Origin of the sequence: Cytobacillus solani, from assembly GCF_006704205.1 — a bacterium.
Classification (GTDB): domain Bacteria; phylum Bacillota; class Bacilli; order Bacillales; family Cytobacillaceae; genus Cytobacillus; species Cytobacillus solani.
The window spans coordinates 812,185-835,657 of the sequence record NZ_CP041305.1; the positions used below are offsets into that span (position 1 = coordinate 812,185).

Below are 23,473 nucleotides of genomic sequence, written 5' to 3' on the forward strand. Positions count from 1 at the left end.
CCCTAATTATATTTAATCCGTGGATCAATTACTGCATAGAGCAAGTCCACAACTAAGTTAATCATGACGAAAATAAAGGCAATGATTAATATCCCAGATTGAATAACTGGATAGTCACGGGCATTAATCGCATCATAAATATAGCGTCCCATCCCCGGCCAGCTAAAGATCGTTTCTGTTAGGATTGCTCCTCCCAGCAATAGACCGGTTTGAAGACCGATAATCGTAAGAACTGGAATAATCGCATTTTTTAATGAATGCTTATAAACGACCCAGAACATCCGTAATCCCTTCGCTCTTGCTGTACGAATGAAATCAGATCTCATCACTTCAAGCATGGACGATCGTGTAATCCTTGCAATAATGGCCATTGGAATGGTCGCTAATGCAAATGCTGGGAGAATCAAATGTTTCACAACGTCCCAAAATTGATCCATTCTCCCTTGCAGCAATGTATCAACCATATAAATATTCGTGATGGATGTGACAGGATTTCTAACTTCTTCTCTTCCCGATGTAGGAAGCCAGTCAAGATTAATCGCAAACACCCATTGTTCCATTAATCCAAGCCAAAAGATTGGCATAGAAACCCCAATTAGTGCAAGTACCATCGCAATATAGTCAAACCATGAGTTCTGGTACCATGCACTTATGATGCCGGCATTTACGCCAATAACAATTGCGATCACAATCGCACAAAAGGATAGCTCGATTGTCGCTGCTAAATACGGCCAGACTTCTTGGCTGATCGCAGTCTTCGTCTTTATCGATTCACCTAAATCCCCGGTTAATAATCCCCCGAGATATGTAAAGTACTGAATATACCAAGGCTGATCAAGCCCCAGCTGCTTTGTTAAATCTGCTACTGCCTCTTTTGTTGCTAATTGTCCAAGGATAATCTGTGCTGGATCTCCAGGTATAGCCCGAATCATAAAAAAGACAATCAAGGATAGACCTAGCAAAACTGGCACTAAGGACAATACTCGTTTTATCGTATAGGAAAACATCTTTTTCACCTCACTGGAAGGTTGTCCAATATTCAATGGAGTTGGAATAGAAAAGGGAGTCACTGCTGAACTCCCTTTTCATAAGGCTTATTTTAATTCAACATGAGAAAGTAAGTCAGAGCCTGTTGGATGTGGCTTAAAGTTAGAAATACCAGCTTTACCCGCTAGGATTGGTCTTGAGTGAACAAGCGGAATCCATGGAGCATCATCTTTAATAATGACTTGTGCTTGTTTATAAAGCTCTTCACGTTCTGCTTGATCAGAACTAGCTTGAGCCTTTAATAATAACTCATGAACCTCTGGATTTTTGTAGTACGTATAGTTATTTGAGCCAATTGCATCTTCATCTAGAAGAACATAAAGGAAGTTGTCGGCATCCCCGTTGTCACCAGTCCAGCCAAGCAAGAACGAATCTGCTTCCCCTTTATTTGCCTTTTCTAAATACGTACCCCACTCATAGGAAACGATTTTTGCTTTTACCCCAATGGCTTCAAAGTTTGCTTGTAATGCTTCAGCTACCTTCTGGCCATCAGGCATATACGGACGAGCAACAGGCATAGCCCATAGTTCCATTTCAAAACCGTTTTCATAGCCAGCTTCTTTTAATAATTCCTTCGCTTTTTCTGGATCATACGGATAATCTTCCACTGCATCATTATAGCCTGCTACAACTGGAGGCATTGGGTTAATAGCCGGATCAGCTGCTCCAGCATAGAACGCTTCGATTAACGCTTTTTTGTCTACTGCATGATTAAGTGCTTGACGGACAAGCTTATCCTTAAGCGGTCCGCGCGTATTTGTTAAACCAAGGTAAGCCACGTTCAGTGTTGGACGCTCGAAAACTTGTAAATCTGGATTTCCTTCGATTGTCTCTACATCGCTGAAGTTCACGCCATCGATTAAATCAACCTCGCCTGAAGCTAATGCATTTAGACGAGCAGAGTTTTCTGGAATCGCACGGAAAATGACTTGATCTAACTTTGGAAGACCTTCTTGCCAATAATCAGCATACTTTTCAATCGTAATCCGGTCATTTCGCTTCCACTCTTTAAATACGAATGGACCTGTTCCAACTGGATTTTCCATAAACTTTTCCCCATGCTTTTCAATCGCAGCAGGGCTGGCAATACCGAACGGTGACATCGCTAGGTTTTTGAAGAATGGTGCAATTGGTTTATTTAAAGTAAATTCGACTGTATATGCATCTACCGCCTTTACACTATCAATTTTATCGCCGAATTGAGAATTATAGTAATAGAACTGCTCCGCATTCCCTGCTTTCCAGCGCTCAAAGTTAAAGACAACAGCTTCTGCATTAAAGTCTGTTCCATCATGGAATTTAACGCCTTCACGAAGCTTTAATGTATGCTTTAAGCCATCTTCACTTGTATCCCATTCTGTCGCAAGTCCTGGTTCAATTTCAGTATCTTGCTCCCCAAAGTTAATTAATGTTTCAAATAAATTATCTGTAACCTTGAATGCTTCCCCTTCTGTTGTAATAGCTGGATCAAGAGAAGTGGAATCTCCGCCACGGCCGAATACTAATGTACCGCCACCTGCTCCTTCTTCTGTTTCTTTTGTTCCTTCTGTCCCTGTATCTTTTTCTCCCTCTTCCTTCGTACCCCCAGTTGAGCTGTTACCGCTGCAGCCAACCAATGCGAGAGATAGAAGCAAAGCAAAAACCATAAATAAAATCCCTTTGCGCTTATTCATTGTTTTCCCCCTTTTTCATTTGCCAAAGGCATAATACATTTCTCACTTGCTATCTATCATTCATGCAGCATCACCAAATGAATCGTTTAATTCTTCTTATACAAATGGCATGCAGCAAAATGACCCGGTTCAATTTCCTCTAATTGAGGCCTTTCCGTTTTACAAATGTCCATACATTCCCTGCATCTCGTATGAAATGCACAGCCAGACGGCGGATTTGAAGGACTCGGAATATCACCTGTTAAAAGCTCCCTCTCCTTTTTCAATGTAGGATCAGGAATAGGAACAGCACCTAATAAAGCATTTGTATACGGATGGAGCGGCTTCTCATATAATTTCTCAGCTGTAGTAATTTCTACTAATCTTCCAAGATACATGACACCGACTCGATCACTTATATGTTTAACAACCCCTAAATCATGCGCAATAAATATATAAGTGAGCTGGAATTCTTCTTGCAGATCTTCAAGCAGATTCAACACTTGCGATTGAATCGAAACATCCAATGCAGATACAGGTTCATCGGCAATAATGAGCTTTGGCTTTGTCATTAAGGCACGCGCTATTCCTATCCGCTGTCTTTGTCCTCCGCTGAATTGATGCGGATAGCGTTTTGCATGATAGCTGCTTAGACCAACAACCTCGAGCATTTCTTTTACTCTTTTTTTCCGCTCGTCTTTATCACCTATTCCATGAACGATGAGCGGTTCTTCCAAAATCTTTTCTACTGTATGGCGGGGATTTAAAGAGGCAAAGGGGTCTTGGAAAACCATTTGCATCTCCTTGCGCATTTTTCTCATATCTCCATCGGATAGATTTGTTAACTCTTTCCCCTCAAATAGCACCTTTCCATCCGTTGGTTCAATCAAGCGCATTAGCATTCGGCCTGTTGTTGATTTTCCACAGCCCGACTCACCAACTAGACCGAGTGTTTCCCCTTTGTTAACGAAGAAGCTAATATCATCTACCGCCTTTACTTCTCCAACCCTTTTGCCGAAAACTCCCCCATTTATCGGGAAGTACTTCTTTAATTGATTAACTTCTAACAAGACCTCAGCCACTAACCGCACCCCCTGATTCATGCAGGAAACATCTTACCGTATGCTGATCGGCACCTTCTACCTTGTATAATGGCGGAGTGTCTGAAAGACAGCGTTCATGAACGAATTCACATCTGGCTGCAAAACGGCAGCCCTTCCTTATGGATCCCGGTTTTGGAACATTTCCAGGAATAGAATAGAGACGTTCTTTCTTCTCACGAACATCTGGAACCGACTCCAACAATCCATGTGTATATGGGTGCTTTGGATTTTTGAAAATCTCCATTACTGGTGCCTCTTCTACAACCTTCCCTGCATACATAACTATCACACGTTCACAAACTTCGGCTACTACACCTAAATCGTGGGTAATTAATACGATGGCTGTATCCAGCTTTTCATTCAAATCTTTCATTAAGGCTAGAATTTGAGCTTGAATGGTTACATCTAATGCAGTGGTAGGCTCATCTGCAATAAGCAGCTTCGGATGACAGGAAAGCGCCATGGCAATCATGACCCTTTGCCTCATTCCTCCAGAAAGCTGATGAGGATATTCATGCATAATTTGTTCTGCACGCGGCAGTCCAACTAGCTTTAGCATTTCAACTGCTCGCTGAAAGGCCTCTTTCTTTCCAGCTTTTGTATGTATTTTGATGCCTTCAATCAGCTGATTGCCGATTGTAAACAGTGGGTTTAATGAAGTCATTGGTTCCTGAAAAATCATTGCTACTTCATTACCCCTAATTTCACGCATTCTTTTCTCTGAGGAATAGACGATATTCTCGCCATTAAGCAAGATTTCACCACCGACAATTTTCCCTGGCGGCTGAGGGATCAGCTTCATGATTGATAATGAAGTGACACTTTTTCCACAGCCAGACTCTCCTACAATTCCCAGAATTTCTCCTTTATTTACCGAAAAACTCACTTCATCAACTGCAGGTATTTCTCCATCCGCTGAAAAAAAAGATGTCTTTAACTGCTTTACATCTAATACTGGAGCTTGTGTCACAGTGATACTCCTTTCTAGGTGTCCACCCATTATTAAATTCCGAAAAATCGGAATTCGTTTATCGCTTGCTTTTTATTCTATTAAAAAAGTTTCTCTAAGTCTACTGATTTATTTAAATTATATGAATATATCAATAATTTTATATTTTTCGACAAAAATGAATAAAAATAGACATGTTTACTTCATCATCTCTATTATCTTATGTAGGAGTTAGGCAATAATGACTATTCGTTTCACTACTGGACAAAAAGAAAACTGACCCTATTCATAGGGTCAGCTCAAAGTTAATGCTCTAATTGCTGTACTTGGAAAAGCTTATAATAATTTCCTTGCTTTTTCATTAATTCATCATGGCTGCCGATTTCTACAATTTCGCCATGCTCTATGAGGATGATGCGATCCGCATGTGTGATGGTCGATAAGCGGTGAGCAACAATAAAGGTTGTCCGATCTTTAGCCAATTGCTCAAGTGCCTCCTGAATCAAATGCTCACTTTCTAAATCTAGTGCAGATGTCGCTTCATCCAAAACCAGGATAGGCGGATTCTTTAAAAAGATCCTGGCAATCGCTACCCGCTGCTTTTGCCCACCTGAAAGTTTCACACCCCGTTCTCCTACTTTCGTCTCATAGCCATCTGGCAAATTCATAATAAATTCATGAGCATTGGCAGCCTTTGCAGCTTCAATAACCTCTTCATCCGTTGCATCCGGTTTGCCTAATAAAATATTTGTTTTCACCGATTCACTAAATAAAATATTATCCTGCAGTACCATTCCAATTTTATCTCTTAATGAGCGGACCTTAAATGAGCGAATGTCTTCCCCATCGAGAAGAATCCTTCCGTCTGTGACATCATAAAATCGGGGAATAAGTCCGACTAATGAGGATTTTCCACCTCCACTCATGCCAACAAGAGCGATTGTCTCTCCCTTTTGCACATGGAGTGAAATATTTTTTAAGACATGCTCTTCCTTTTCACTGTAGGAAAAGCTTACCTGTTCAAAATCGATATCTCCCTTCACATGATTACATTCAATCGCATTTGGCGAATCATCGATATCGTATTTCTCATCGATTAAATCGAAAACCCTGTCCATGGATGCAATCGCCTGTGTCATCGTTGTTGAGGAATTCACAAGCCTTCTAAGCGGATTGTATAATCGATCTATATAGGCAATAAACGCCATCATCGTCCCAATCGACAGGTCTCCTTGTATCACCTGGTACCCTGAATAACCGATGACGATTAATGGGGCGATATCTGTAATCGTATTCACAACAGCAAAGGCTTTCGCATTCCATTTCGTATGGTCAATTGCCTTTGTTAAGAAGTTACTGTTTTGCTTATCAAATTGTGTTTGTTCATAATCCTCGATCGCAAAGCTTTTAATCACAGCCATCCCTTGTACTCGTTCATGGAGATAGCCTTGCACCTCAGCGAGTGCCTGTGACCGTCTTCTTGTAAGCTTTCTTAAATTGCCGAAGAAATATTTCACTGAAAATCCGTAGAAAGGGAATAAAATTAATGAAACAATTGTCAGAGTTACATCCATCTGCATCATAATGACCACTGCGATAATGATTGTTGCGATATCCAGCCAAAGGTTCATTAATCCTGTGATGACAAATGTTTTTGTTTGCTCAACATCATTGATGACTCTTGAAATAACTTCCCCTGCTCTTATATTTGCGTAATATTTAAAGCTCAGCTTCTGAATATGCGTAAAAAGCCTATCCCGAATATCGTATAAAATTTTACTTGCAACCCATTGAGCATAGTATTGACGGTAATATTCAATGGGCGGCCGAACGACAACAAATATAATAATCATAATGCCCATAATCATAAACAGCTTGCTCGTTTGTTCCGCACTGCTTAAAGCAGTATTGCCTGCTATATCATCAATCACATATTTGATTAAAAGCGGAATCATCAGCGGGATGGCAAACTTAATAATTCCAATGATGATGGTTACAATAATTTGAAGTCGATATGGTTTCACAAACTGCATGTAACGCTTGATGCTATCCAACTTTTTCCCCCTCTTATCCGTAACTGGCCCCATGGAATCTTGTTAATAGATGCGCATAATTACTATTATTTTCCCACATAAAAACCTGTTGATCTAAGGCTCAACAGGCGTTACGTTTTCGCACATTCATCCATTTAGCGTCTGTATGTTAAATATCTTTCATACCACGTATCAATAAAATCAGGAGCAAATGGGCCTTTTCTTTGTCTAATCCAATGAATCAATTGGTCCACATTATACTTCAGAATCCGGTCGATTGGCTCTGGATAATTCATTTCTTGGCGATGACGTTCATACTCATCTTCATCTAGCAGATTGAAGGTCATGTCTGGAAACACTTTAATATCAAGATCATAATCAATATACTTTACAGCCTCTCCGTCAAAAATAAATGGAGAGCTAAGATTGCAATAATAATAAATGCCATCTTCACGAATCATGCCAATTACATTAAACCAATACTGCGAATGAAAATAACAAATAGCTGGCTCTCTAGTAACCCATGTCCTGCCATCTGATTCCGTAACAATCGTCCGATCATTTCCACCAATTACTAGATTTTGCGTTCCTTTTAATATGGTTGTTTCATCCCAGACGCGATGGATGTGCCCATTGTGTTTATAACTATGAATTTGAATCGGTTCTCCTTCTATGGGTACGGCCATTCTTTCTCCCCTACTTTCATATACCCGGGCTTTGAAACCTAACTGAAATGCTTCTACTCTTAAAAATTTCTAAATCAACTGAAGGCAACAAAGTACGAATCCTTTTTCTATTTATTATAACGGTTTCAGTAGAAATTTAAAACAAAGAGCCATTGAAAATCCTCAATGGCTAATAGAAAAAATATAAACAGTTTCGAAACGAACCTTTTATACCGAAACTTTCACCTCTTGATAAGAACGAATGACTTCCTCTGTTTGGCATTCAAATACACGATGAATCTCTCTTAACTCTTTTTTCATATGAGCAATTTCAGTTTGAAGACTTTCTAGCTCTGTCTCCTGCTGAAGCGATTTTAGCTCTTCTTCAATTTCTTCACAACGCTCAAGCTCACTTTGAAGATATAATAGTTTTTCCATTGTTTGCATTTGTTCTGTTACTAAAAGATCAAAGTTTTTCATCATTCGAGTATCACCGTCCTGTTTGTTTTTTCTGTATTATGTATTCTCTCATTCCTCCGCGATTCCTTTGACTACTTCTGTTGAGCCGAGGGAAGTTTTGTCGAAAGGAACGTGGATTTTTCACATACTCATTATTGCCTTAATTGATAAAACTAAACTAAGAAAAGTACAAGCGCCTTGATTACCACTGATAAGCACAAGAATAGACTCACTGCATCCTTTTTGGGAAGGCTTGATTGAATTGCGGAGGCGACTGTTCAGAGACGACTGCCTATGGCAAGACCTGTAAGCAGGTGTATTTTGCCTTCTGAAATGGATTGGCTTATGACACGAGTCAGTGGGTGCCGCAACTAGACAAGCTTGTGACCTCGAGGTCGACAAAAACGCGACGTCCTCCTAAAAGCTTCACTTTTAGTCGTGCGATGCGTTGCTGACGAAGCTTTCCTTGTCCTGTCGTATTGTCAACACTAGTACGTCCTGTCAGACAGGGATGGGCCGCTTGCGCTAGACAAAAAAGAAAAAGGCACCCTTCCGAATGAAGAGCGCCTTTCTTTGCTATTACTGACCTTGAGAGCCTGAGTTTTTCGCTTTACGAGCTTCTGCTTGTTGGTTTTGTTGTCTTACTTCTTGTGCATTTGTTTCGCTAGCAAATTCTGTTCCGAATTGACCAGCACCTGCACCAGCTGATTGAGCATTTTGTTGTCTTACTTCTTGAATGTTCGTTCCAGCTTGAGATTGATTTGGTTGTTTTGCCATAGTTATCACCTCCACGCCTATTAATTTGTCCAAGCGCAGAGGAAATATCCACATATTTTTAAAAATAAATTTCGGATGGGTAGTATCAATTTATGCTAGGCAGTGGTTCTTCTATTTCTCTTGGATTTTTTAAAATAACTACTCTGAAGTCGGTTCAAGTTCAGACTCCTTCGCTATGAATATCGACCTTCTTGTCCGAAATTGGTCCTGGTTCGGACTCCTTTGCTACAGAACCCGATTTTCTCGTCCAAAGTCCCCCTCTAACTCGAACTCCTTTGCTTTGGGAAGCTTAAACGAGCAGTGATATTCCCCCATCAACAATGATCGTCTGGCCGCGAATCATGCTTGACTCATCTGTTAATAGGAACATGACTGCATTGACCATATCATCAATTTCAACCATTCGTCCTGCTGGTGTTTTCTGTCTTGCCTCAGCAAGCAATTCTTCACGATTAGGGAAATGCTTTAGGGCTTCAGTATCAACCGCTCCCCCTGAAACTGCATTAACTATTATGTTCTTAGGAGCTAGTTCCACAGCTAAATATCTTGTTAATGCTTCTAACGCTGCTTTTGAAACCCCAACAACTGTGTAATTTTCTAAATATCTGATCGAACCTAAAGAGCTGATGCTGACAATTTTCCCGCCATTATTTTTTTCCATTAGCTTTGCCGCTTCCTGCGCACAAAATAATAATGCTTTGCTGTTAATATTCATTGTCCAGTTCCAGTGAGATTCTTCAAGCTCCATCACAGGTCTTTGGACTCCTGATGCGGCGTTATTAACAAATACATCAAGTCTGCCAAACTCATGATCAATTTCCTCAAATAAGTATTTAATTTTTTCCACATCGCCCACATTCGCTTTTACTGGTAAAGCTTTTCTGCCGAGTGCTTCAATTTCTGCAGCTGTTTCTAACGCTGCCGTTTTGCTTCTAGCATAATTAATAACGATGTCATAGCCTTCTTTTGCCAGCCTTAATGCTGTTGCTTTTCCAATACCTCTGCTGCTGCCTGTTACTAATGCTACTTTTTGTGTCATTTGAAAAATCCTTTCTTTTATAGCGATCTCAGTATTTAAATTCTTTCTTGTGCCCATTTTAACTTTTCCATGTATATCAAGCAATCCAGTTCATAACAATAAAGATACTACTATGATTTTGAAAGGAAGTTGCTTATGTATGATGGGCGAGATATGACTGAATTATCGATGATGGCAAAGACAGATTGGAAAAATGATGAACTTGCTTTCTTTCATCACTCTTTCCAGCAAATTGTCCCCTATTTGAATGCAGAAGGTCAAGTGATTCAAAAAGAAATCGTTGAAGAGATCCAAAATCGGGGAGGATTAAAAAATCTTAAGACCGAATGAAAAGGGACACCCCCCTTTTCATTCTTCTTCACTTTCAATAAACTGCTGAAGTATTTTTTGATGTGATACCGAAAAGGAAAATTCCTTCATTTCCTCCGCAGTTACTAACCTTAAGTCCTCCGCTTCCTTTTCCATAAAGTGAACTTGTCCTTTATATGCATTTATATTCCACGTTAAATGTGAGAACACATGCTCAATTTGGCCAATCATTTCATCAATCTCTATATCTGTTTTGAATAATTCTTTTACTGCATCCTTTAATTGTTCTTTTTCATTTATGTGAGGCAGAAGCACCTCTACATTTGGAAATTCCCACAGGTTTGCTAGCAGCCCTTTACTCGGTCTTTTATGAATAAGAAATTTTCCTTCATTATTTCTGAGCACAGCCGCTACAATCTGAACATGCCGATGCTTTTTCGTTTTTGTCTTAATAGGCAAATCTTTTTCGGTTCCTTCATGAAAAGCATGGCAATGTTCCCGAACTGGACATAGTAAGCAGCTAGGTGATGTAGGAGTACAAATTAATGCCCCTAACTCCATTAATGCCTGATTAAAAAAGGAAGGATTGCTGTGAGAAATCAGCTTTCTTACTGCCTCTTCAAATACCTTTCTTGAGGATGCTTTTGCAATATCCTCCCAAATGGATAAAATTCTTGAAAGAACACGCATCACATTTCCATCAACGGCTGGTTCGGGAATGCCGTATGCAATGCTTAAAATAGCCCCTGCAGTATAAGGACCCACACCTTTTAAAGATGAAATCTCCTTGGGATCATTCGGCACTTTTCCATCATATTTCTCATGAACTTCTCTTACGGCTGATTGAAGATTTCGAGCCCTTGAATAATAGCCAAGTCCTTCCCAAGCCTTCAATACTTTCTCTTCATCTGCATTCGAAAGGGCTTCAATCGTTGGAAATTGTTCAATAAAATTGTGAAAATAGGGTATAACAGTATCAACACGTGTTTGCTGCAGCATGATTTCAGATACCCATACTTTATAGGGGTCCTGATCCTTTCTCCATGGAAGATCCCTTTGTTCAGCTTCAAACCAGCCGATTAAGTCTTGCTGAAATTTTGCTGCATCTATCTTGTTCAACTGGCTTATTTCATTATTTATCAAGATTTGTTCCTCCATCATCCTTTGGATATCAAAATGGTTTATTGGGAAAATAACTACAGTTCCTTTTTCAGTTTTTCTTTAAAAATTACTCTTTTCTTCACTAGTGTTTCAAGAGCAATAAGGCTAAAATTATAAATGAAGGCTTTGCAATTTAATATCACAAATAATTTTTCGGTCCCTTTTAGAACATCCTCTAAATGAAGGAGGTCATTCCCCTTGGACACAGGTACACATATCGTTATGGGACTTGCACTAGCAGGCATTGCAACGTTAGATCCGGTTGTTACAGAAAGCACTGCTGCAACAACTAGCGTCATGATTGGAACGATTATCGGTTCACAAATACCCGATATTGATACGGTTTTAAAATTAAAGAGTAATGCGGTTTATATTCGAAATCATCGTGGGATTACCCACTCCATACCCGCTGTTTTACTTTGGCCAATTGCCTTAACAGCGGTCATATATCCGTTTTTCCCTGAGACAAATGTACTTCATCTATGGATATGGACCTTTATTGCGGTTTTTCTTCATGTATTTGTTGATATCTTTAATGCTTATGGAACACAGGCGTTACGGCCTTTTTCTTCCAAATGGGTCGCACTAGGCGTCATTAACACATTTGATCCGTATATTTTCGGGATTCATATTGTCGGTCTTCTAATATGGGCACTTGGTGCAAATCCCGGATATACATTTATTTCAATTTACGCCATTTTATTCATCTACTATATCCTGCGTTTTGTCGCACAGCGTAAAGTAATGAAGGAAGTCAAAACGATGATTCCTGATGCAACTGAAATCATTATTGCTCCGACAATGAAATTTAAGCAGTGGCGTATTGCTGTGATGAATAAGCATCAATTTTTTGTCGGACGTGCGATCGATAGCAAGGTTTGTATTTTAGATCAATTTAATCGCGTACCCATACCGGAGACACCCGTATTAGAGGCTGCCAAAAAAGACAAAAACTTATCTGCCTTTTTATCATTTTCACCAGTCTATCGCTGGGAAATTGACGAATATGATGACTATTATGAAGTTCGTTTCATTGATCTTCGCTATCGAAGCAATGATTATTACCCATTTGTTGCGGTTGTCCAATTAAATCATCAATTAGACATTTTAACATCATATACTGGATGGATTTTTAGTGAAGAAAAGCTGCGGAAAAAACTAGAAATCATTCCGGGTTAAATTGAGCAGGCCGTCTCGCATGAGACAGCCTGTTTTAATGCAGCTTGCTTTGATCCTCAGTAAGCAAATGCTTATACTTCGGATTGTGGGCCACAAATTCATGGAGCTTGTCCCCATAATACTCAATCCATTGACTGACTACCTTTTCAGTCATCTCGCTCCCTTTATACTCTCTGCCTGCTTTTGCATAAGTCGCTTCGAAATCCTCCCATAATAGCTCAACCCAAGTTTGTGCTTGATTTGCTGAGAGCTGATCGTTTAATTCAAGTAATCGTTCAAATAATCTTTTCTGGTTGTCATTCATTTCTTTCACCCCATTTCCATTAACTATCCATCATACCTTTTTTAAGAATAACAAATACTAAATTTACGTGAGATGCATGAATGCTTTCACGGTTTTAAATGAGGGTCTAGGAGGCTGTACATGCGAAACAAAGCAAAGAACTTCCCAAACCAAAACAATAATAAATTCGAGGGCGAGCCTCGTGCAAAGGCTGAGTACAACTCCCTGAGGGCAAATGGAACAATCAATACCCATCCTCAGGAAAGAATGCAGGCTTCATCTAACCGCGACAGTGATACACCTGATTTTTAGTACATGATACATGCTTAAAACGAGGAGGGCTTGATAATGGGAAAACCAAAAAACTTCTTCCATACGAAATTCAACGCACCAAATTTTAGGCCAAAGCATGCACATTCACAGATTAATGGAGAAACACAGCTATCCCAAAATCTTGTGATATTAGAAGCACAAACGAGAAAAAGATCGTAAGAAAAGCGGAAGCGCCTTGGTCATCGCCGCACAAACTGGAGGGGCTCCGACAGAGATAAAGGAAACAAGGTGAGCGTGAGCGAACCGATGTTGACTTATCGTAGGGAGGAGACCTGAAGTTTGATAGGCGATAGGCGCTGGAGCTAGACATTTCCGGAAGAAAGAGGAATTCCCCCCTCTTTCTTCTATTTTTTCAACATCGAAATCGGTATTGCCTCTTCCGCTTTATCCCCGTTTAAGCGGAATCCCCATGCAAATACTCCATTCATATAATCAATCTTAAAGTATGAGCCCGGATCGCCTTCAATTTCATAAAGCTCTCCTGGTTGGTAATCATCTGGATCTAATAAATAGGATTTTGCCATAACTGCCTTTCTTTCCATAACAGCAAACTCATTAACCATCCCCATTTGTTCTGCTTTCCTCGCCTTTTCATTTAAACGGGAAATCTCCTGCTGCAGCTCATATTTTGACATTTCACTATATCTTTTTTCTGGCATGATCCTTCACCCTTCCCATCTTTTCCTTATAGGTGTAACATTAGAAGTAAACACTCACTATAGACTTTAAATGGACATATTAAGTATATTGAATTGTGAGCGCTTAGAAAAGCCTAAAGATTTTACATAAGGAGCAAACATATGAAATCGATTATCATCACAGGTGCAGGATCTGGATTAGGAAAAGAGCTTGCCATCCGTTATAGCAGGCAGGGTTATCATTTGCTTTTGATTGGGAGAACTTTTGAAAAGCTGAAGGAAGTTGAAGAACAAATCCAGGCTGAAAATGGACATGCCGATTCCTTTGCTGTAGATATTAGCAGCCCATCAGAAATCCAAGCATTCATAAGCCAAGCTGCAAAACAATTCACCATTTACGGTCTAATCAACAATGCTGGAATCGGTCATTTTGGACCTTTTGAACAAATGCCTCATGCTGAAATAGAAGAAATGCTTCACGTAAATGTACTAGGAACCATCTATATATCACAAGCAGTCCTGCCATATCTTGTTGAAAAAAATGAAGGATTAGTAATGAATATTATTTCAACTGCTGGCCTTAGAGGAAAGATAAATGAATCCGGTTATGCTGCAAGTAAATTTGCTGTTCGAGGATTTACAGAAAGCTTACAGATCGAGTATGGGCATACAGGTATAATGATAAAAGCGGTCTACATGGGTGGAATGGACACTCCATTTTGGGACCATAACCATTTTATAAAGGACAAATCCAGACTTCGTTCCCCTGCTGAAATTGCAGATAAGATTTTGGCGAATATCGAAAAAGATGCAATTATTATTGAATCAGAAAAGTAGTTTATTTAAAATATAAAAATCACATGGTGGCCATGTGATTTTTAAGTTTCCCTATATTCGGATAAAGTGAAACTTCCATCAGTAGAGGTTTTCTGACCATAGGACGTGCTAGTACCGACGTTGCCACAGGAAGTAGCGTTCTAAGTCGGCTATCATCCCCACTGATGGCTAGTTGAACCAATCGGGCATTTACGGGCAGTTGATCCCCCACTTACAATTTTTCGTTTCCTCGACTTCCTTGAATTGGGGGTCTTACTGCTCGTTAATCTGCGATAAAACCTGTTCAATCAATTCAAAGGCAAAGCCTTTTCGGAAAAGTGCCTGTTTCATTTTCTTTTCATACTCGAAGCCTTCAAGCTTTTCATATTTCCTATGCGCTTTTTCCGCGTGTATTCTCAATGCTGCCATTTCCTGATCCTCAGCTTTTTCCATCTCCATTTCTGATAGAGCAGTCTGAATGATACCTAAAGAATATCCCTTTCGGAAAAGCATTTGTTCAAGCTTTTGTTTCATGACCCTTGAGGAATCTCGTGTGTTTTTTTGGACAAACTTCTCGCAAAGCTTAATCGCTGTATCTAGTTCCTGTTCAAACGGATATTCTTTCAGAGCACGTTCTAAGATATTATCCGAAATCCCCTTTTCCTTTAATTCCCTGCGAATCACATCTGTACCTTTATCAGTCGTATTCATTGCTGTTCGTACAAAGGCAACCGCAAATTCCTCGTCATTTAAAAAGCTGTACTCGTATAATCGCTGAATCACCTCTTGAACGATGCTTTCATCGACTTCTTTATCCTTGAGAGCTTTTCGAACCTCAGCTTCAGAGCGCATTCTTCTTGCTAAATACTGAATCGCTAAGTTGTATGATTTTCTAATATCGTCTTGATAGGCAATTTCAGAAAGTGAAAATTCATCCAGCTCCATTCCTTTTTTGAGCTGATGCTTAATCAACACATCCTCATCCACACTAAATGCATATTTTTCATCTAAAAAAATATTATATCGGTCCGTCTTTTTCTGCTGCACTGTAATTCTTGTTATCGTAGGCATTTTCTTCACCTCCCTTTTAATGTATCACATTTGAAAAAGGGTTTCTGACTAATCTATCGAAAATATATAAACAAATTAGCCAAAAAGCAGCTAGGGGGAATGGGCATGAAAATAGCAGTGACTGGTGGTACCGGTTTTGTCGGTCATGCGTTGACAAAGGAATTTGTACAAAAGGGACATGAGGTATTTATTTTAACGAGAAAAATGGATGTAAAGGAAAATAAAAAACAAGTTACCTATGTTCAATGGCTAAATGAAGGAGACCGACCATGGGAAATCTTAGAAGATGTAGATGTATTCATTAATCTTGCAGGCGAATCGATTAATAGCGGCAGATGGTCGAAAAATCGAAAGAAAAGAATTTTGGAGAGCAGGATTTCAGCAACTAACGAAGTTGAGAAAATACTTAGCAGGCTTCAAAAAAAGCCTGAAGTACTCATACAGGCAAGTGCTGTCGGATTTTACGGCATATCAGATTCGGAAACCTTCACAGAAGACTCAAGGGAAGCAGGTGATGATTTTCTTGCAAGAACGGTTCAGCAATGGGAAGCAACTGCTCATAATGCTGAAGATTTAGGCATTCGAACCGTTTATTGCCGATTTGGCATTATTCTCGATGACACAGATGGTGCCTTACCGCGAATAGCCCTGCCTTATAAAGCTTTTGCTGGCGGCACAGTCGGATCCGGAGATCAATGGGTTTCATGGATTCATCTCAAGGATGTCGTCAATGGCATTCTGTTTGTTGCTGCAAATAAACATGTAAAAGGACCTGTTAACTTCACGGCGCCGAATCCAGTGAAGATGAAAGAGTTTGGACAGACACTCGGAAAGGTTTTACATCGGCCACATTGGATCCCAGCACCTCGGTTTGCTTTAAAAATCGCACTAGGGGAAATGAGTATTCTTGTACTTGAAGGACAAAAAGTGCTGCCTCAAAAGCTTCTAGCACATGGATACACTTTTTTATATAGAGACTTAAAAAATGCCTTAGAAGATATATATTAGTTCAAAAATTTCAATTGGCTGTATCAATCCTATTTGATAAGGGAAAAATAAGGAAGATGTGAAAATGACCTTATGTGGAAAGGATGATCGCAGTGGATAAAAAAACAAAGAATAAAAAGAAACGAACATTATCAAGCATGCAAGAGGTGCTTTATGAACGTGAATTTCAGCGGGCGGATCGTGCAGGCGGTTATGTCGACAATAAATCAAAACATTAATTTCCATTCATAGAGAGATTATTAATGGCAAAAATAAAAGTACGGAACCATGGTGTTCCGTACTTTTATTTTTGAAAGGAGTTTTTATTATGGGTCGTTCACGCGGACAAAGATCTCGAGATAAAAACAAAGCATCACTTCCACAAGTTCCACAAAATATGAAATCTGATGGAATTGACGAAGAGTATTCAGCAGAGCTAGCAGACCAAGCTGATCTAGAAGCACAAGCTCGTGCAAATGCTGCCAATCAAAGAGTTAAAGGAAAGCAAAGAAAAAGTTAGATATATGAATAAAAAAGAAGCAAGCTTCCCATGTCAGGAGCTTGCTTCCTATATTATTAGTGATTATGTGCTGTATTGTTTTCTTCATTTCCTCGTTTTCCAATGAGGTTCTTTACATATGGGATGGCAAAGCGGTCAACGCCCCAGAAGTATGCTCCGCTACCTGTAAAGAGTAAGATAATGGCTGCTGTATAAAGGATTGGATTAGTGCTGACAGTTCCTGCTAATAAGAAGTTAAGGTTCATAAATGCACCTGCAATTAATGCTGGGATTGTTGCTGCTCCAAGAATTAAACCAAGTCCAACAAGAACTTCACCGTATGCAACTAATGTGCTAAATAGATCAGCATTCGGTAATGCGAAGTTTTCTAGAAAGCCTGCATACCAACCTTGCACTGCGGGATTTTCACCAGCTGCCTTCGCAATCGCTCCTTGCATAAATCCACTGGCATCAAATCCATCAACGACCTTATGCCATCCGCCTTGGATCCATTGAATCCCTAGCCAAATTCGTAAAATTGTCCATGCTACCGCTGCTTGAGGAGTTTTCCACCATTTCATAGTAATCATCTCCAATAAATTGATTATATTGTGATCTTATTCACAATATGATGTAAATTTTTTTACCCTCTAAGGGTTCAAGCCGGCCAGCTTATTTTGTAGAAAGGTCTGATTCAGCTTACTTCTTTGTGAAGTGTTTCACTTTCTTTCTACACCTTTAATATACGCTATTCTTACACAATTAACAATCCACTTCACCAATTCTTCACAAAACATCATACGAATTTGTATAACTTGTGAACACAAGGTTATTAACATCTTGTGGGTAACCTAACCAACTGCTGATTAAAACGCCATTTTTAATGTTCATAACTTTGTGGATAACAGACACTCGCATACCTATCATCCTTCTTTAATTTTCATAATACTTATTATCAGCATTATGGTACATTTAAAGCAGTACTTGTCCAAAACTAATCAAGGAGGAAGCTTATGAGCACAATCAGCCTATTAAAAAAATCGGCACGTATCGTTCTTGAGAAAAGGAATTTAACAAATGTAACAGCAAGAGTCGCACTCGTATTAGATATTTCTGGATCCATGCGGCGTTTATATAAAAACGGAACTGTTCAGAAGGTAGTCGAGCGGATTCTTGCTGTCGCAAGCCAATTTGATGATGATGGATCATTAGATGTGTGGGTATATGATAATGAGTTTTCTAGATTGAAACCTGTTACAGAAATTGACTTTGAAGGATATGTGGATCAATATATTTTGAACAACTCTTTAATCCATAAGTTTGGCAGAAATGATGAGCCGCCGGTTATGGAGGATGTCATTCATAAATATACGGTAGAAGACCCAAGTTCAGATCCTGCATTTATTGTATTTATTAATGATGGAGGCTGTAAAAGCACGATCAAAAAGCCAGTTGTTTCTTCCTCTGATAAACCGCTCTTCTGGCAGTTTGTTGGCATTGGAGATTCTAATTTTGATGCCCTTAAAAAACTAGATGAAATGGATGGGCGCTTCATCGATAATGCAAACTTCTTCCATATTCAAAATATTGAAACCATTTCTGATGAGGAATTATACAATCTGCTTCTAAATGAGTTTCCAGAATGGCTAAAAGAAGCGAAAGCTAAAAGAGTGATTCAATAGAAATAGAAAAACCTGTGAAAACGATCAATTTCACAGGTTTTTCTATTTCTATCGGAATGCTCTGCATTTTTTTAGCAACTTTTATAATATTTCAAGCATTTGTTTCCTTTTATCTAGCAATTGCAGCTATTTATCTAGCAGTTCAATCAATATATCTAGCATTCTAACTATTTTATCTAGCAATTGTAGCAGTTTATCTAGCATTCCAATCATTATCGAGTAGTTCGATCAGTTTATCTAGCATTTGCATCGGTTTTTCTAACATTCTAACTATTTCATCTAGCAGTTCGATCCATTTATCTAGCATTTACATCAGTTTATCTAGCTTTACATCAGTTTATCTAGCATTTATATCAGTTTATCTAGCATTCCAGAAACATTAGATTATATCCCTGAAGCAGCTGCCTTCCCATGCAATTGATAGTAAAACCCTTTTTTCTTCAGCAAGGTTTCATGATTGCCTTCCTCTATAATTCTTCCTTCATCAAGGACAAATATCCGATCTGCGTTTTGAATCGTATTTAACCGATGGGCAATTACAAAGCTTGTTCTTCCGTTCATTAATTTCTGCAATGCCGCTTGTATCTTCAATTCTGTGACTGTGTCAATACTGCTTGTTGCTTCATCTAATATTAAGATGGATGGATTGGCAAGAAATGCCCTCGCTATTGATAACAGCTGCTTTTGTCCTTGGCTAATACCGCTACCCTCCTGACTCAAAACGGTGTCATAGCCATCCGGAAGCTTTACAATAAAGGAATGGGCATTGGCCAGCTTAGCTGCTTCAACCACTGCATCATCGCTTGCCGCAAGTCTTCCATAGCGAATATTTTCGCGAACCGTTCCTTGAAACATGAACGAATCCTGTAATACAAAGCCCATATACTTACGTAAGCTTTCTTTTTTTACTTTAGAAAGATCATATCCATCGATAAAAATCCCCCCGCTATCCACTTCATAAAAACGTGAAAGCAAGTTAATTAGGGTTGTTTTCCCAGCGCCTGTAGGTCCAACAAACGCGGCGGTCTCACCAGGATACACATGGAAGTCAATATTCTTAACCGTCTTGCTCTCCTCTTCATAGGAAAAGGTGACGTTCTTAAATTCTACTTCTCCTTTTACTCGTGGAAGTTCCTGAAGCAAGCTTTCATTTTTAAACTCTTCCTCTTCATCTAAAATTTCAAATACCCTTTCTGCACCTGCAACGGCTGATAATAGTGTATTAAATTGATTCGCAAGATCATTTAATGGACGGGTAAATTGACGGGAATACTCGACAAAGATAACGATCACACCGATAGAAATCATATTATTTAATGCGAGGATCCCTCCGATCCCAGCAATAATCGCAAAGCTCAAATTGTTCAAGACATTCATTAGCTTCGGAATAAGGCCAGAATAAGTCTGTGCCCAAAAGCCTGCCGCTTTTAACCGTTCACCCTTTTCCAAAAATTCTGCCGTGACCTTCTTTTCTTGTGAAAACGTCTTAATAATTCGCTGCCCTGAAATCGTTTCTTCAATAAAACCATTCAATTCCCCAAGATTTCGCTGCTGTTCTTTAAATAATGGTCCAGTCCGTTTCGTAATCCACTTCATTCCGAAAAACATGAGAGGAACGATAATCAAGGTTAATAGAGTCAACAACGGGCTTAGCCAAAGCATTACAGCCACTGTCCCAATAAGGGTAAGTAAGCTTGAAAAAATTTGGATGACAGAGCTGTTTAGTGTGGAGCTTACATTTTCAATATCATTTGTGATCCTGCTCATTAATTCGCCATGCTGGCGTTTATCAAAGAATGGAATCGGCAGCTTATGCAAATGCTGAAATAGCCTCATCCTCATCGTATAAACAGTATCCTGCGCAATCCCGATCATCCAGTAGTTCTGGAACCAGATCGTTAAGGAATAGAAAACATAAATCACTCCAAGACTTACTAAGAGAGTCACGAACCCATCCATTTTTCTAGTAACAATATAATCGTCTATCGCCATTCCAACTAAATACGGGCCAAGCAATCCTAGGGCAGAGCTAAGGAATACCATGAATAAGACAAGAAATAAGAGCCCTTTATTCGAAGAAAGAAAATACCAGATTCTTTTTAAAGTAGCAAAATAATTCTTTGATTTTTGTTTATTCTTGCTTTGTGAGTCCTCTATTTTCAAATGCTTCATTTTCTTATATTGAAAAGGTCTAATTATCTCTTTAAGCATAATTTCTGCTCTCCTCTCTCGATTGGGAGCTGAAAATTTCATTATAAAGCTTCGAGGTTTCAAGCAAAGAGTCATGCGTCCCTTTAGCTAATAATTTCCCATTTTCTAGAAGAAGAATCTGATCCGCTTCCATTGCCGTACTAATTTTCTGTGTGATGATTAAGGTTGTGCATGTGTATGCTTTTAGCGCCAGGAGCAATTTTGCCTCTGTTCTTCGATCTAATGCACTTGTGCTATCATCCAGCAGGAGTATTTTTGGCTGTCTAACCAACGCCCTTGCGATGGAAAGCCGCTGTTTTTGCCCTCCAGAAAGATTCACCCCTTTTTGTCCTAGCTTTGTTTCAAATTGATTTGGCAATTTCTTAATTGTTTCATAAATTTGCGCATCTTTTGCTGCTTCCATCATTTCCTCCATGGAAACATTCTCTTTCCCCCACCCAATGTTTTCTTTTACATTCCCGGAAAACAACAAAGCTTCCTGCGGGACAAATCCGATTTGCTTTCGCAAACTCTCCATCTTCATCTCGCGAACATCCATGCCATCTATTAATACTTGCCCGCTATTCACATCATATAGCCGTGGGATCAGTTGAAATAGCGAAGTTTTCCCTGAACCTGTCGCACCCAGAATAGCGACCGTTTGCCCTGGCTGAACTGTAAAGCTAATATCATCAATTGCAGAAGTTTCCGTTTCAGGATATTGAAACATGACATTCTTAAACTCAATCTTCCCTTCTTTCACAGCGAATACGGAGTCAGCATCTTTTCGATCAAGAAGATCAACCGGCGTTTCCATTACCTCCACAATTCGGCTGGAAGAAGCCCTTGCACGTGAAAAAGCCATAATGATAAAAGAAAAGATTGAGAAGGCAGCCGTTATCCGTGTGGCATAGTTAACAATCGCTACTACTTCCCCTACCTTTACTTCGCCTGTATTCAGCTGCATATTCCCAAACCAAAGAACGCCAATAATGCTTACATTCATAATAAATAACAATACTGGCATCGCTACTTCCATGACCCGTAATGCCGTGACCGTTCGATCCTTTAATTCCTTGTTTGCTGTAGCAAACCGGCTGACCTCATATTTTCGTCTGATAAAAGCCTTTATGAGACGAATGCCTGTCAGCGTTTCCCTCATGACGCCATTCACTGAGTCTAATCTTTCCTGCACATTCTTAAATAATACTCTCCCTTTATTCATCACCCAAATAAGAAAAATAAACAAAAAGGGAATTACCGCAGATAAGATCAAGGCAAGCTTTACATTAACAACGAACGCCATCATTAACCCGCCAATAATCAGCAGCGGTGCGCGAAGCATGATCCTCAAGCTCATAAAAACAGTGTTTTGAATTTGCGTAATATCATTCGTCATCCTTGTAATTAAAGAGGATGCAGGGAATTGATTGAAATTCGCAAATGAAAAGGATTGAACCTTTTCAAATAAAGCCTTCCTTACATCGAAACCAAAGTTTTGACTTACATGGGCTGCATAAAAGGAGTTAATCACTCCTGCTGCAAAAGAGATAATTGAAAACACGACCATTATACCGCCCCATTTCATTACCGCGGACAAATTGTTCACTTGGATGCCCTCATCAATAATCTTTGCCATGAAAAACGGCTGAACAAGCTCTACTCCAAGCTCTGTCAGCATTAATATAAGTGCAATGACGACTGCAATCCGGTATGGCTTTAAATAGGTAATGACCTTTAACATATGTTATCCCCCAAGCAGTTTTCCTTCGAATCCCTAAATAAATGATTAGTATTATCATATCTCCTTTTACGGAATTTTTAAATAATTTATTCAAAAAAGACAGGTGAATAATATGAAGGACTGCTTATTTCGATTCTTGATGGGTTCTCTTTTCAGTTAATAATGTTTCCATAACCTTTTAGACTATTTGATTTATATTATTTAAACTTCCTTGAATAGATAAACTCTGTAATCGGAAGTGTAACAAATGTAAGGCCCACTACAATAAGCAAAGGATAATTCTTAATATCATTTAAATTAGATACACCTTCTGAAATAAACAAAATAATACCAGCCAAAATCATTAATACAAAATACCCTATTTTTGCGCTCTGTGTTTCAATATGCCTGTCTAATTCATCTTTCTCTCCACCGCCATCATGTCTGCCCCAATTAAGCCAATTAAAAAAATACGATAATGCAAGAAAACTAAAAAATATAGAACCTCCATCTATCGTACCAAATCGCACCCATTTGTATAACGTGAAGCCTGTGAGAGTACAAAAAACAACAAAAGCTAAAACTGCAATGATTTTTCTAGACTTATCCATTCTTTTTTCCCCCATTCTCTGAATACAGAAATATATCTTCTATCGTTACTTGTAAGTTCCTTGCCAGTTCAAATGCTAACTGTAAACTGGGGTCATACTTGTTGTTCTCGATCGCATTAATTGTTTGCCGGCTTACATTACACAATTCGGCTAATTTCCCTTGTGAAAGATCGTTTTTTTCTCTGTACTCCTTAATTCTATTCTCCATTCCATATGCCTCCACATTCGCAAGGTGTAAAAAACCTTTTACATCTATATGATAAAAAA

27 protein-coding genes are annotated in these 23,473 nt (G+C 39.2%); 9 read left to right on the forward strand and 18 right to left on the reverse strand.

The genetic code is table 11. The features are described from left to right. Window positions 1-2: 2 nt before the first annotated feature. The 9 genes from FI644_RS04260 to fabL all read right to left on the reverse strand — a co-directional run bounded on the left by FI644_RS04260 (window position 3) and on the right by fabL (window position 9,724). Window positions 3-1,007, reverse strand: coding sequence for an ABC transporter permease (locus FI644_RS04260; RefSeq protein ID WP_056687062.1), 1,005 nt, complete (start codon window positions 1,005-1,007; stop codon window positions 3-5). An 87-nt stretch (window positions 1,008-1,094) separates the two neighbouring features. Continuing rightward, the gene (locus FI644_RS04265; protein ID WP_142108069.1) at window positions 1,095-2,720 is read right to left on the reverse strand and encodes an ABC transporter substrate-binding protein; all 1,626 of its coding nucleotides are present in this window, start codon (window positions 2,718-2,720) and stop codon (window positions 1,095-1,097) included. An 86-nt stretch (window positions 2,721-2,806) separates the two neighbouring features. Continuing rightward, window positions 2,807-3,781: an ABC transporter ATP-binding protein gene (locus FI644_RS04270; protein WP_053478879.1), complete on the reverse strand. Its 975-nt coding sequence runs from the start codon at window positions 3,779-3,781 to the stop codon at window positions 2,807-2,809. Beyond that, complete coding sequence (locus FI644_RS04275) at window positions 3,774-4,772, reverse strand: ABC transporter ATP-binding protein (protein ID WP_053478880.1); 999 nt, start codon at window positions 4,770-4,772, stop codon at window positions 3,774-3,776. The genes FI644_RS04270 and FI644_RS04275 overlap by 8 nt, the downstream gene beginning before the upstream one ends. A gap of 284 nt (window positions 4,773-5,056) precedes the next feature. Then, on the reverse strand, window positions 5,057-6,805 hold the full coding sequence (locus FI644_RS04280) for an ABC transporter ATP-binding protein (RefSeq protein WP_053478881.1): 1,749 nt from the start codon (window positions 6,803-6,805) through the stop codon (window positions 5,057-5,059). A gap of 134 nt (window positions 6,806-6,939) precedes the next feature. After that, window positions 6,940-7,470: a nucleoside tri-diphosphate phosphatase gene (gene ntdP / locus FI644_RS04285; protein WP_053478882.1), complete on the reverse strand. Its 531-nt coding sequence runs from the start codon at window positions 7,468-7,470 to the stop codon at window positions 6,940-6,942. Window positions 7,471-7,677: 207 nt separating this feature from the next. Continuing rightward, entirely contained in the window at window positions 7,678-7,929 is a 252-nt protein-coding gene (locus FI644_RS04290; RefSeq protein WP_053479300.1) for a YgaB family protein, read from the reverse strand. Between the two features lie 558 nt (window positions 7,930-8,487). Further along, the gene (locus tag FI644_RS04295; RefSeq protein ID WP_053478883.1) at window positions 8,488-8,685 is read right to left on the reverse strand and encodes a gamma-type small acid-soluble spore protein; all 198 of its coding nucleotides are present in this window, start codon (window positions 8,683-8,685) and stop codon (window positions 8,488-8,490) included. Between the two features lie 289 nt (window positions 8,686-8,974). Next, window positions 8,975-9,724 (reverse strand): enoyl-[acyl-carrier-protein] reductase FabL, encoded by a 750-nt coding sequence (gene fabL, locus FI644_RS04300; RefSeq protein ID WP_142108070.1) that lies wholly within the window; start codon window positions 9,722-9,724, stop codon window positions 8,975-8,977. A gap of 135 nt (window positions 9,725-9,859) precedes the next feature. Between fabL and yfhS the strand changes: the two genes are divergently transcribed. Further along, a complete protein-coding gene (yfhS, locus tag FI644_RS04305) occupies window positions 9,860-10,054 on the forward strand; it encodes a mother cell protein YfhS (protein WP_053478885.1) in 195 nt (64 codons plus the stop codon). A gap of 18 nt (window positions 10,055-10,072) precedes the next feature. On the opposite strand, the gene mutY is transcribed toward yfhS, so the two are convergent. After that, window positions 10,073-11,194 carry an A/G-specific adenine glycosylase gene (gene mutY, locus FI644_RS04310; RefSeq protein WP_082446491.1) on the reverse strand — a complete coding sequence of 374 codons (1,122 nt, stop codon included), beginning with the start codon at window positions 11,192-11,194 and terminating at the stop codon, window positions 10,073-10,075. Between the two features lie 198 nt (window positions 11,195-11,392). Here mutY and FI644_RS04315 point away from each other — a divergent pair, with 198 nt between their 5' ends. Further along, window positions 11,393-12,373 (forward strand): metal-dependent hydrolase, encoded by a 981-nt coding sequence (locus tag FI644_RS04315; protein ID WP_053478887.1) that lies wholly within the window; start codon window positions 11,393-11,395, stop codon window positions 12,371-12,373. 34 nt (window positions 12,374-12,407) lie between these two features. Here the strand turns inward: FI644_RS04315 and FI644_RS04320 are convergent, their stop codons facing one another. After that, window positions 12,408-12,677 carry a YfhJ family protein gene (locus tag FI644_RS04320; protein WP_053478888.1) on the reverse strand — a complete coding sequence of 90 codons (270 nt, stop codon included), beginning with the start codon at window positions 12,675-12,677 and terminating at the stop codon, window positions 12,408-12,410. Window positions 12,678-12,797: 120 nt separating this feature from the next. Here FI644_RS04320 and FI644_RS04325 point away from each other — a divergent pair, with 120 nt between their 5' ends. Continuing rightward, window positions 12,798-12,968 carry a small, acid-soluble spore protein K gene (locus FI644_RS04325; protein ID WP_053478889.1) on the forward strand — a complete coding sequence of 57 codons (171 nt, stop codon included), beginning with the start codon at window positions 12,798-12,800 and terminating at the stop codon, window positions 12,966-12,968. Window positions 12,969-13,004: 36 nt separating this feature from the next. After that, entirely contained in the window at window positions 13,005-13,148 is a 144-nt protein-coding gene (locus FI644_RS04330; RefSeq protein WP_075209089.1) for a YpzG family protein, read from the forward strand. A 185-nt stretch (window positions 13,149-13,333) separates the two neighbouring features. Here the strand turns inward: FI644_RS04330 and FI644_RS04335 are convergent, their stop codons facing one another. Continuing rightward, a complete protein-coding gene (locus tag FI644_RS04335; protein WP_142108071.1) occupies window positions 13,334-13,648 on the reverse strand; it encodes a YfhH family protein in 315 nt (104 codons plus the stop codon). Window positions 13,649-13,789: 141 nt separating this feature from the next. On the opposite strand from FI644_RS04335, the gene FI644_RS04340 reads away from it, so the two are divergent. Beyond that, on the forward strand, window positions 13,790-14,464 hold the full coding sequence (locus tag FI644_RS04340; protein WP_053478891.1) for an SDR family NAD(P)-dependent oxidoreductase: 675 nt from the start codon (window positions 13,790-13,792) through the stop codon (window positions 14,462-14,464). 252 nt (window positions 14,465-14,716) lie between these two features. Here FI644_RS04340 and recX read toward each other — a convergent pair whose 3' ends face one another. Continuing rightward, a complete protein-coding gene (gene recX, locus FI644_RS04345) occupies window positions 14,717-15,514 on the reverse strand; it encodes a recombination regulator RecX (RefSeq protein WP_142108072.1) in 798 nt (265 codons plus the stop codon). Between the two features lie 105 nt (window positions 15,515-15,619). Here recX and FI644_RS04350 point away from each other — a divergent pair, with 105 nt between their 5' ends. From FI644_RS04350 to FI644_RS04360, 3 genes are all read left to right on the forward strand, one after another. Next, entirely contained in the window at window positions 15,620-16,522 is a 903-nt protein-coding gene (locus FI644_RS04350; RefSeq protein WP_142108073.1) for a TIGR01777 family oxidoreductase, read from the forward strand. Window positions 16,523-16,605: 83 nt separating this feature from the next. Next, the gene (locus tag FI644_RS04355; protein WP_142108074.1) at window positions 16,606-16,740 is read left to right on the forward strand and encodes a YfhE family protein; all 135 of its coding nucleotides are present in this window, start codon (window positions 16,606-16,608) and stop codon (window positions 16,738-16,740) included. An 89-nt stretch (window positions 16,741-16,829) separates the two neighbouring features. Beyond that, on the forward strand, window positions 16,830-17,021 hold the full coding sequence (locus FI644_RS04360; protein WP_053478895.1) for a YfhD family protein: 192 nt from the start codon (window positions 16,830-16,832) through the stop codon (window positions 17,019-17,021). A gap of 56 nt (window positions 17,022-17,077) precedes the next feature. On the opposite strand, the gene FI644_RS04365 is transcribed toward FI644_RS04360, so the two are convergent. Next, entirely contained in the window at window positions 17,078-17,581 is a 504-nt protein-coding gene (locus FI644_RS04365) for a DoxX family protein (protein WP_053478896.1), read from the reverse strand. A gap of 432 nt (window positions 17,582-18,013) precedes the next feature. Between FI644_RS04365 and FI644_RS04370 the strand changes: the two genes are divergently transcribed. Further along, window positions 18,014-18,682, forward strand: coding sequence for a vWA domain-containing protein (locus tag FI644_RS04370; protein ID WP_142108075.1), 669 nt, complete (start codon window positions 18,014-18,016; stop codon window positions 18,680-18,682). A gap of 384 nt (window positions 18,683-19,066) precedes the next feature. Here the strand turns inward: FI644_RS04370 and FI644_RS04375 are convergent, their stop codons facing one another. From FI644_RS04375 to FI644_RS04390, 4 genes are all read right to left on the reverse strand, one after another. After that, window positions 19,067-20,893: an ABC transporter ATP-binding protein gene (locus FI644_RS04375; protein WP_142108076.1), complete on the reverse strand. Its 1,827-nt coding sequence runs from the start codon at window positions 20,891-20,893 to the stop codon at window positions 19,067-19,069. Continuing rightward, window positions 20,886-22,616, reverse strand: a complete 1,731-nt coding sequence (locus FI644_RS04380; RefSeq protein ID WP_142108077.1) for an ABC transporter ATP-binding protein — start codon at window positions 22,614-22,616, stop codon at window positions 20,886-20,888. The genes FI644_RS04375 and FI644_RS04380 overlap by 8 nt, the downstream gene beginning before the upstream one ends. Window positions 22,617-22,813: 197 nt before the next feature. Beyond that, the gene (locus FI644_RS04385) at window positions 22,814-23,206 is read right to left on the reverse strand and encodes a DUF2178 domain-containing protein (RefSeq protein WP_053478899.1); all 393 of its coding nucleotides are present in this window, start codon (window positions 23,204-23,206) and stop codon (window positions 22,814-22,816) included. Further along, complete coding sequence (locus FI644_RS04390) at window positions 23,199-23,414, reverse strand: helix-turn-helix transcriptional regulator (protein ID WP_142108078.1); 216 nt, start codon at window positions 23,412-23,414, stop codon at window positions 23,199-23,201. The genes FI644_RS04385 and FI644_RS04390 overlap by 8 nt, the downstream gene beginning before the upstream one ends. Between the last annotated feature and the right edge of the window lie 59 nt (window positions 23,415-23,473).

What these genes read in the sequence shown, in the direction of transcription:
- FI644_RS04265 (WP_142108069.1), bottom strand. Translation starts at nt 2,720, where the DNA reads ATGAATAAGCGCAAAGGGATTTTATTTATGGTTTTTGCTTTGCTTCTA.
- mutY (WP_082446491.1), bottom strand. Translation starts at nt 11,194, where the DNA reads ATGATGGAGGAACAAATCTTGATAAATAATGAAATAAGCCAGTTGAAC.
- FI644_RS04340 (WP_053478891.1), top strand. Translation starts at nt 13,790, where the DNA reads ATGAAATCGATTATCATCACAGGTGCAGGATCTGGATTAGGAAAAGAG.
- FI644_RS04380 (WP_142108077.1), bottom strand. Translation starts at nt 22,616, where the DNA reads ATGTTAAAGGTCATTACCTATTTAAAGCCATACCGGATTGCAGTCGTC.
- FI644_RS04335 (WP_142108071.1), bottom strand. Translation starts at nt 13,648, where the DNA reads ATGCCAGAAAAAAGATATAGTGAAATGTCAAAATATGAGCTGCAGCAG.
- FI644_RS04330 (WP_075209089.1), top strand. Translation starts at nt 13,005, where the DNA reads ATGGGAAAACCAAAAAACTTCTTCCATACGAAATTCAACGCACCAAAT.
- FI644_RS04290 (WP_053479300.1), bottom strand. Translation starts at nt 7,929, where the DNA reads ATGAAAAACTTTGATCTTTTAGTAACAGAACAAATGCAAACAATGGAA.
- FI644_RS04355 (WP_142108074.1), top strand. Translation starts at nt 16,606, where the DNA reads ATGATCGCAGTGGATAAAAAAACAAAGAATAAAAAGAAACGAACATTA.
- yfhS (WP_053478885.1), top strand. Translation starts at nt 9,860, where the DNA reads ATGTATGATGGGCGAGATATGACTGAATTATCGATGATGGCAAAGACA.
- fabL (WP_142108070.1), bottom strand. Translation starts at nt 9,724, where the DNA reads ATGACACAAAAAGTAGCATTAGTAACAGGCAGCAGCAGAGGTATTGGA.
- FI644_RS04295 (WP_053478883.1), bottom strand. Translation starts at nt 8,685, where the DNA reads ATGGCAAAACAACCAAATCAATCTCAAGCTGGAACGAACATTCAAGAA.
- FI644_RS04260 (WP_056687062.1), bottom strand. Translation starts at nt 1,007, where the DNA reads ATGTTTTCCTATACGATAAAACGAGTATTGTCCTTAGTGCCAGTTTTG.
- recX (WP_142108072.1), bottom strand. Translation starts at nt 15,514, where the DNA reads ATGCCTACGATAACAAGAATTACAGTGCAGCAGAAAAAGACGGACCGA.
- FI644_RS04365 (WP_053478896.1), bottom strand. Translation starts at nt 17,581, where the DNA reads ATGAAATGGTGGAAAACTCCTCAAGCAGCGGTAGCATGGACAATTTTA.
- FI644_RS04385 (WP_053478899.1), bottom strand. Translation starts at nt 23,206, where the DNA reads ATGGATAAGTCTAGAAAAATCATTGCAGTTTTAGCTTTTGTTGTTTTT.
- FI644_RS04360 (WP_053478895.1), top strand. Translation starts at nt 16,830, where the DNA reads ATGGGTCGTTCACGCGGACAAAGATCTCGAGATAAAAACAAAGCATCA.
- FI644_RS04375 (WP_142108076.1), bottom strand. Translation starts at nt 20,893, where the DNA reads ATGCTTAAAGAGATAATTAGACCTTTTCAATATAAGAAAATGAAGCAT.
- FI644_RS04370 (WP_142108075.1), top strand. Translation starts at nt 18,014, where the DNA reads ATGAGCACAATCAGCCTATTAAAAAAATCGGCACGTATCGTTCTTGAG.
- FI644_RS04325 (WP_053478889.1), top strand. Translation starts at nt 12,798, where the DNA reads ATGCGAAACAAAGCAAAGAACTTCCCAAACCAAAACAATAATAAATTC.
- FI644_RS04320 (WP_053478888.1), bottom strand. Translation starts at nt 12,677, where the DNA reads ATGAATGACAACCAGAAAAGATTATTTGAACGATTACTTGAATTAAAC.
- FI644_RS04390 (WP_142108078.1), bottom strand. Translation starts at nt 23,414, where the DNA reads ATGGAGAATAGAATTAAGGAGTACAGAGAAAAAAACGATCTTTCACAA.
- FI644_RS04350 (WP_142108073.1), top strand. Translation starts at nt 15,620, where the DNA reads ATGAAAATAGCAGTGACTGGTGGTACCGGTTTTGTCGGTCATGCGTTG.
- ntdP (WP_053478882.1), bottom strand. Translation starts at nt 7,470, where the DNA reads ATGGCCGTACCCATAGAAGGAGAACCGATTCAAATTCATAGTTATAAA.